Source organism: Novosphingobium sp. B-7, assembly GCF_000410615.1.
Lineage (GTDB): Bacteria > Pseudomonadota > Alphaproteobacteria > Sphingomonadales > Sphingomonadaceae > Novosphingobium > Novosphingobium capsulatum.
In genome coordinates, this window is record NZ_KE148409.1 from 10,680 (window position 1) to 17,235 (window position 6,556).

10 protein-coding genes are annotated in these 6,556 nt (G+C 66.5%); 6 read left to right on the forward strand and 4 right to left on the reverse strand.

Going from position 1 to position 6,556, the window contains the following annotated elements:
• Nucleotides 1-254: Hsp70 family protein (locus H926_RS34925; protein ID WP_043610296.1), on the reverse strand; the 254-nt coding region annotated here is incomplete at its 3' end.
• 178 nt (nucleotides 255-432) lie between these two features.
• Here H926_RS34925 and H926_RS28540 point away from each other — a divergent pair.
• Nucleotides 433-987, forward strand: a complete 555-nt coding sequence (locus H926_RS28540) for a copper chaperone PCu(A)C (protein ID WP_022677502.1) — start codon at nucleotides 433-435, stop codon at nucleotides 985-987.
• Between the two features lie 15 nt (nucleotides 988-1,002).
• Complete coding sequence (locus H926_RS0117755) at nucleotides 1,003-1,452, forward strand: hypothetical protein (RefSeq protein WP_022677503.1); 450 nt, start codon at nucleotides 1,003-1,005, stop codon at nucleotides 1,450-1,452.
• Here the strand turns inward: H926_RS0117755 and H926_RS0117760 are convergent, their stop codons facing one another.
• From H926_RS0117760 to hrcA, 3 genes are all read right to left on the reverse strand, one after another.
• Nucleotides 1,453-1,704: a glycine zipper domain-containing protein gene (locus H926_RS0117760; RefSeq protein ID WP_022677504.1), complete on the reverse strand. Its 252-nt coding sequence runs from the start codon at nucleotides 1,702-1,704 to the stop codon at nucleotides 1,453-1,455.
• A gap of 207 nt (nucleotides 1,705-1,911) precedes the next feature.
• Nucleotides 1,912-2,478: a nucleotide exchange factor GrpE gene (gene grpE / locus H926_RS0117765; RefSeq protein ID WP_022677505.1), complete on the reverse strand. Its 567-nt coding sequence runs from the start codon at nucleotides 2,476-2,478 to the stop codon at nucleotides 1,912-1,914.
• Nucleotides 2,475-3,551, reverse strand: a complete 1,077-nt coding sequence (gene hrcA / locus H926_RS0117770) for a heat-inducible transcriptional repressor HrcA (protein WP_022677506.1) — start codon at nucleotides 3,549-3,551, stop codon at nucleotides 2,475-2,477. The genes grpE and hrcA overlap by 4 nt, the downstream gene beginning before the upstream one ends.
• Before the next feature lie 135 nt (nucleotides 3,552-3,686).
• On the opposite strand from hrcA, the gene rph reads away from it, so the two are divergent.
• From rph to H926_RS0117790, 4 genes are all read left to right on the forward strand, one after another.
• Entirely contained in the window at nucleotides 3,687-4,403 is a 717-nt protein-coding gene (rph, locus tag H926_RS0117775; RefSeq protein ID WP_022677507.1) for a ribonuclease PH, read from the forward strand.
• Entirely contained in the window at nucleotides 4,400-5,029 is a 630-nt protein-coding gene (gene rdgB, locus H926_RS0117780; RefSeq protein WP_022677508.1) for an RdgB/HAM1 family non-canonical purine NTP pyrophosphatase, read from the forward strand. Before rph ends, rdgB begins: the two co-directional genes overlap by 4 nt.
• Before the next feature lie 151 nt (nucleotides 5,030-5,180).
• Nucleotides 5,181-6,332, forward strand: a complete 1,152-nt coding sequence (gene hemW, locus H926_RS0117785) for a radical SAM family heme chaperone HemW (protein ID WP_022677509.1) — start codon at nucleotides 5,181-5,183, stop codon at nucleotides 6,330-6,332.
• Between the two features lie 11 nt (nucleotides 6,333-6,343).
• The coding region (locus tag H926_RS0117790; RefSeq protein ID WP_028658193.1) for a site-specific integrase at nucleotides 6,344-6,556 on the forward strand (213 nt) is incomplete at its 3' end.

Below are 6,556 nucleotides of genomic sequence, written 5' to 3' on the forward strand. Positions count from 1 at the left end.
TCCTTCTGGGTCAGCGGATCGTCGAAACGACGGCCGATCAGACGCTTGACCGCAAAGATCGTGTTGTCAGGGTTGGTCACGGCCTGGCGCTTGGCCGGCTGACCGATCAGGCGCTCACCATCCTTGGTGAAAGCCACGATCGAAGGCGTCGTGCGCGCGCCTTCCGAATTCTCGATGACCTTGGGCGTGCCCCCGTCCATCACCGCGACGCAGCTGTTGGTCGTGCCGAGGTCGATACCAATAACTTTAGCCATGTTTCCCCATATCCTTCGCGTGTTGACACCGCTTAATCGGGCGTCCCCCTTGTGGGCAGGCGCCACCTTGGCGGCTCGTTACGGGCGGGATATAGGTGCGCTTGCGCTTGGCACAAGCCCCGCGCGTGCTATGGCTGCGTCACATTTTCACCTCGCTTGAAAAGAAGGATCGCATCGCATGCGCGCACCTGTTCTGGCCGGCATGGCCTGTCTTGCCCTGGCTTCGGGCCTTGCCCTGGCGGGATGCAGCAAGCCTGCGCCGCAGGAAAGCCCCAGCGTTGCCGCAAGCCTCGATGCCACGCCCGAAAACGCACCGGGCACCACGCTGACCGATGCAACCGTGCAGTTGCCCGCCGTGGCCGGCAATCCGGGCGTTGCCTATTTCACCCTGGCGCAGGGCAGCGGGCCCGACCGCCAGTTAGTCGCCGTGCATGTCGACGGCGCGGGCCGCGCGGAAATGCATGAAAGCGCGATGAAGGATGGCATGATGCAGATGTCGCCGCTCAAGGCGGTGCCGCTGCAATCGGGCAAGAGCGTGGAGTTCAAGCCGGGTGCCAACCACGTGATGCTGTTCGACCTCGCCCCCACGCTCAAGGCCGGCGGGGTGACCGAACTCACCATCACCCTCGACAACGGTGACAAGGCAACGACCAAGGCCAAGGTCGTCGCGCCCGGCGCCGCAGCCGCAAGCACCGCCGCAGGCGGCAGCATGGACCACATGGATCATATGTAAGGTCAGCGCGCCATCATGGTCGCGCGCAAGCTGACGCCGGGCGAAATGGCGCTGGGACGCAGCATCTATGGCGCGGCGATCGATTGGCAGCGGGTGGAAGTGCGGCGCCGCCGCTGGTGGCCGTTTCAAGGGGTGAACGTGGTGATGGCGCCGATGGGGCACATCCACTTTCACCCCGGCGCAGATTTCTGGTCAGCCGATTTCGCGCAAGAGCGCCTCAGCCTGCAAGGACTGCTGATCCACGAATTGTGCCACGTGTGGCAATGGCAGCGGGGCGTCTTCCTGCCCCTGCAGCGCCATCCGTTCTGTCGCTATGCCTATGATTTGGTGCCGGGCAAGCCGTTTGCCCGCTATGGCCTAGAACAACAGGCCGAAATCGTGCGCCACGCCTTCCTGCTGGAGCAAGGCATGGCACTGCCCGACAAGCCACCGCTGGCGGCCTATCGGGCAGTCCTGCCGTTTTGATCAGCAGACGCGATAGCTGCGGCCATCGGCGTCGGTGCGCCAGCAATCCTTTTTGACCTGCGAGCCGGCGGCAGCGCCCACTGCGCCGCCGATCGCTGCGCCAGTGCCGATATTGCCGCCGGAAATGCCGGCCACGGCAGCGCCGACGCCAGCCCCGGCCAGGCCACCTTCACCGGCATAGTTGCGCGCACAACCGCCCAGCGACAGGGCACCAAGCGCAATGGCGGCGGGGATCAGGAACTTCTTACCCATGGCAATTCCTCCATCGCCCTCCCGTTGTCACAGGATATTACGATGGAAGCGGGCGGTTGGTTCCACAAAAGCGTGGTTTTTGGCCGCCACCACCCCCCAACCCCCTCCTGTAAAGAGGATGGGGAGTTAAGGCATTGAATCGTAAGCCCCCTCCTCTTCAGAGGAGGGGGTTGGGGGTGGTGTCGACCCTTTAGCCACACACGAAAATCAATCCGGCTTCTTGGCCACCACGACCATGGCCGGGCGCAGCAGGCGGTCCTTGATGGTGTAGCCGGCCTGCAGTTCCTGCACCACGGTGCCGGGTTCATGCTCGGCCGAGGGCACTTCCATCATGGCCTGGTGCTGATGCGGGTCGAGCGGCATGCCCTTGGCGGCAATCCGGCTGATGCCGTGGTTGCCGAAAACCTTTTCGATCTCGCGCCCGGTGGCTTCCAGGCCGGTTACCAGGTTCTTGAACTTGTCGTCCTCGCGCAGGTCGGCCGGGATGGTTTCCAGTGCGCGGGCCAGGTTGTCGGCCACCGACAGGATGTCGCGGGCAAAGCTGGTGGCGGCATAGGCGCGCGCATCGGCAATGTCCTTTTCCATGCGGCGGCGCACATTCTGTGTCTCCGCCTTGGCATAGAGCACGTCCTGCTTGGCCACCTCGAGCGATTCGCGCAGGGCCGCCAGCTCGGTATCGTGGCCAGCGGCGCCGGATTCCTTCAAATCCTCGGGCACGCCAGCCAGTTCGGCTTCCAGCTCTGCATCTTGCGGGCGCGTCTCGTTATCCGTCATTTGCGTGAAAATCCGTCTTGTCCGATAAGTTTGCCCAAGGATTGGGCCGTGAAATCCACCATGGGGACGACGCGCGCATAATTCAACCGCGTTGGCCCGATCACCCCCACTACGCCGACCACCCGCCCCTCGCCGTCGCGCCAGGGCGAAGCGATCACCGAGGACCCCGAAAGCGAGAACAGGCGGTTCTCGCTGCCGATGAAAATGCGCGTGGCCTGCGCCTCGCGCGCGGCGTCGAGCACGCCGGCAATCGCCTCGGCGCTTTCCAGTTCATCGAGCAACAGGCGCACCCGCTCGATATCGCCCAGCGCGGCTTCATCTAGAAGGTTGGCCTGGCCGCGCACCACCAGGACCGGGCGCTGGGCCGCGTCCATGCTCCATACTGCCAGGCCGCGCTGCACCAGATCGGCGCTGGCAGCATCGAGCGCGCTGCGCCCGCCGGCAATTTCGGCGCGGATCGCGGCGACCGCCTCGGCCAGGGTGCGGCCCGCCAGCCGTGCGGTGAGGTAGTTGGAGGCCTGTTCCAGCATGAAGGGCGCGGTGGGCGCCGGCAGATCGATCACGCGGTTTTCGATGCCACCGTCTTCGGCCACCAGCACGGCCAGCGCGCGCGTGGGCGACAACGATACGAACGAAAGCTGCATCAGCCGCGGTTCGTGGCGCGGCACCATGATCACCCCTGCCCCGGCCGAAAGCTCTGACAGCGCCGAGGTTGCCGCCGCCAGGGCCGCCTCGATCGTTCCGCCCTGCGCGCGGGTGCGCTTGAGGCCGCGTTCGATCTGCGCGCGTTCGGCCTCGCTCGGCTGGGCGACCTGCATGATGCCGTCGACGAACAGCCGCAGGCCCATTTCGGTGGGCATGCGCCCGGCGCTGGTGTGCGGCGCGGCCAGCAGCCCAGCATCCTGGAGTTCCTGCAATACCGAGCGGATCGAGGCGGGCGACAGGTTGACCCCGCCCGCGCCGGCCAGCGTCTTGGAGCCGACCGGCTGGCCCGAGGCGATATAGCCCTCCACCACCAGGCGGAAGATATCGCGGGCGCGGTTGGACAGATCGGTAAGCGTGGAGCCGTTCATACCAGAGCCATATGTAGAAGCCTTGGCCCAAGGCTCAAGGGAATTGCATGCCGCGCGGAATTGCTTGCGGGCCATCACGCAATCGGCCAAGGCAGCGCGCAATTCTGGCACCCACCCTTGCAAGGAAACCTCAACATGCGTCCTTCCGGCCGCGCCGCCGATCAGATGCGGGCGATCACCATCGAGACCAACTTCACCAAGCATGCCGAAGGCTCGGTCCTCATCGGCTTTGGCGACACCAAGGTGCTGGTGACGGCCTCGGTGGAAGAGCGCGTGCCGCCGTTCATGCGCGGCAAGGGTGAAGGCTGGGTGACGGCAGAATATTCGATGCTGCCCCGCGCCACCCACACCCGCGGCAGCCGCGAGGCGGCCAAGGGCAAGCAATCGGGCCGCACCCAGGAAATCCAGCGCCTGATCGGGCGTAGCTTGCGCGCCGTAACCGATCTCAAGAAGCTGGGCGAACGCCAGATCACGCTGGATTGCGACGTGATCCAGGCCGATGGCGGCACCCGTACGGCCTCGATCTCGGGCGCATGGGTCGCGCTGCGCCTGGCCGTGCAGAAGCTGATGGACGCCGGGGCGATCCAGGACGATCCGCTGACCCGCAAGGTCGCGGCGATCTCGTGCGGGATCGTCAAGGGCACGCCGGTGCTCGATCTCGACTATATCGAAGACAGCTCGGCCGATGCCGATGCCAACTTCGTGCTGATCGAAGGCGGCCACATCGCCGAAGTGCAGGCAACCGCCGAAGGCGCGACCTATGACGAAGAAGCGCTGCTGCGCCTGCTGCGCCTGGCGCGCCTGGGCTGCGCCGATATCTTTGCCGCGCAGGAAAAGGCCGTGGCCCGGTGAGCCGCACGCTCGCCCCCGGCAAGCTGGTCATCGCCACGCACAACAAGGGCAAGCTGCGCGAAATCCAGGCGCTGCTGGCCCCCTATGGCCTGGAATGCTTGTCGGCGGGCGAGCTTGGCCTGCCCGAACCGGCGGAAACCGGCACGACCTTTGTGGAAAACGCGCTGATCAAGGCGCACGCAGCGGCGCGCGCCGCCAACCTGCCGGCGCTGTCTGACGATTCCGGGCTTTCGGTGGCCGCGCTGGCCGGCGCGCCCGGCGTCTATACCGCCGATTGGGCGGAAGCGGCGCCCTTTGAAGGTGGGCCTGGCCGCGACTGGTACATGGCCATGGGCAAGGTTGAGGGCAAGCTGGCCGAGCTGGGCCCGGATGCCCCGCGCGACTGCTGGTTTTCGTGCGTTCTGGCGATTGCCTGGCCCGATGGCGAAGCGGTCAGCTATGAAGGGCGGGCCGATGGCACGCTGACCTGGCCGCCGCGCGGCACGCTGGGCTTTGGCTATGACCCGGTGTTCGTGCCGGTGGGCGATACGCGCACCTTTGCCGAACTCGATCCGGCCGAAAAGCACGCCATCAGCCATCGCGCCGATGCCTTTGCCAAGCTGGTCGCCGCGCAGTTTGCGGGGTAGAAGGGGCTGGGTTAGCGCAGGAACTGCCACCACCCCCGACCCCCTCCTCTGAAGAGGAGGGTGCTTATTTGGCCGCTCTCCCCCTCCTCTTCAGAGGAGGGGGTCGGGGGGTGGTGAGAGACCTTACGCAACACCCCGAACCGGAGAACAAATGCCCCCCCTCGCGCTTTATATCCACTGGCCGTTCTGCCTCGCGAAGTGCCCCTATTGCGACTTCAACAGCCATGTGCGCGCCAAGACCGACATGGCGGCATGGGAAAGCGCGCTGCTGGCCGACATGGCGCATGAAGCCGCGCTGCTGCCGGGGCGGGAGTTGACCTCGATCTTCTTTGGCGGTGGCACGCCCTCGCTGATGCCGCCCGCGCTGGTGGCGCGGCTGATCCAAGCGGCGGGGCAGCACTGGCGCCTGGCCAGCGATATCGAGATCACGCTGGAAGCAAACCCATCGTCGGTCGAAGCGGCCAATTTTGCCGCGCTGGCGAGCGCGGGCATCAACCGCGTGTCGCTGGGCCTTCAGGCGCTGGACGATGAGACGCTGCATTTCCTCGGCCGCCTGCACAATGCAGCCGAGGGACTGGCAGCGGTGGACGTGGCGCAGCGGCATTTTGCCCGCGTTACGTTCGACCTGATCTATGCCCGGCCGGGCCACACGCCGGAAACGTGGGACGCCGAACTGGCACGGGCGCTGGCGCTGGGCACCGGGCATATGTCGCTCTATCAGCTGACGATCGAACCGGGCACGCGCTTTGCCACTTTGGTGCGCGAAGGGCGCTTTACCCCGCTTGACGATGATGCCGCCGCCGACCTGTTTGCGCTGACCCGCGAACGCATGACCGCGGCCGGCTTGCCCGCCTACGAGATCAGCAACCACGCTCGCCCCGGCGAGGAAAGCCGCCACAACCTGACCTATTGGCGCTATGGCGACTATGCCGGGATCGGGCCGGGCGCGCATGGCCGGCGGCTGGAAACTGCCACGGTCAGGCATCGCAAGCCGGAAAACTATCTGCGCGCGGTGGCAGAGCAAGGCCATGGCCTGGTGGAACAACGCGCGCTGGGCCGGGCCGAGCAGGCCAGCGAGGCCCTATTGATGGGCCTTCGCCTGGACGAAGGGGTTGACGTGGCGGCCCTCTCCCGCCGCTTTGGCCTGGCCGAAAGCGCGCTGATCGATCCGGCCAAGCGCGCGTTTCATGCGCGTGGCGGGCTGCTGCGCGATGAGGGCACGCGGCTGGTGGTGACCGAGGCAGGCATGCCGCTGCTCGATGCGCTGCTGGCCGAACTGGTGCCGGCCGAGTTGGTGGGCTGAGGGCGCAGGCGATGGACCGGGCAGACCTGCTGATTGCCTGGCACGATCACCTGGCGCTGTCGCTGCGCCGCTCGCCCCACACCGTGCGCGCCTATCACAAGACCGCGCAGCGCCTGCTCGATGCTCTGCCCGCCGGGCAGGACTGGGCCAGCTTGGCCCGGCTCGATGCCCCGCGCCTGCGCCAGCATCTGGCCGAGCGGCGGGCGGAGGGCCTGGTCAACACC

What these genes read in the sequence shown, in the direction of transcription:
- H926_RS28540 (WP_022677502.1), top strand. Translation starts at nt 433, where the DNA reads ATGCGCGCACCTGTTCTGGCCGGCATGGCCTGTCTTGCCCTGGCTTCG.
- H926_RS0117755 (WP_022677503.1), top strand. Translation starts at nt 1,003, where the DNA reads ATGGTCGCGCGCAAGCTGACGCCGGGCGAAATGGCGCTGGGACGCAGC.
- H926_RS0117760 (WP_022677504.1), bottom strand. Translation starts at nt 1,704, where the DNA reads ATGGGTAAGAAGTTCCTGATCCCCGCCGCCATTGCGCTTGGTGCCCTG.
- grpE (WP_022677505.1), bottom strand. Translation starts at nt 2,478, where the DNA reads ATGACGGATAACGAGACGCGCCCGCAAGATGCAGAGCTGGAAGCCGAA.
- hrcA (WP_022677506.1), bottom strand. Translation starts at nt 3,551, where the DNA reads ATGAACGGCTCCACGCTTACCGATCTGTCCAACCGCGCCCGCGATATC.
- rph (WP_022677507.1), top strand. Translation starts at nt 3,687, where the DNA reads ATGCGTCCTTCCGGCCGCGCCGCCGATCAGATGCGGGCGATCACCATC.
- hemW (WP_022677509.1), top strand. Translation starts at nt 5,181, where the DNA reads ATGCCCCCCCTCGCGCTTTATATCCACTGGCCGTTCTGCCTCGCGAAG.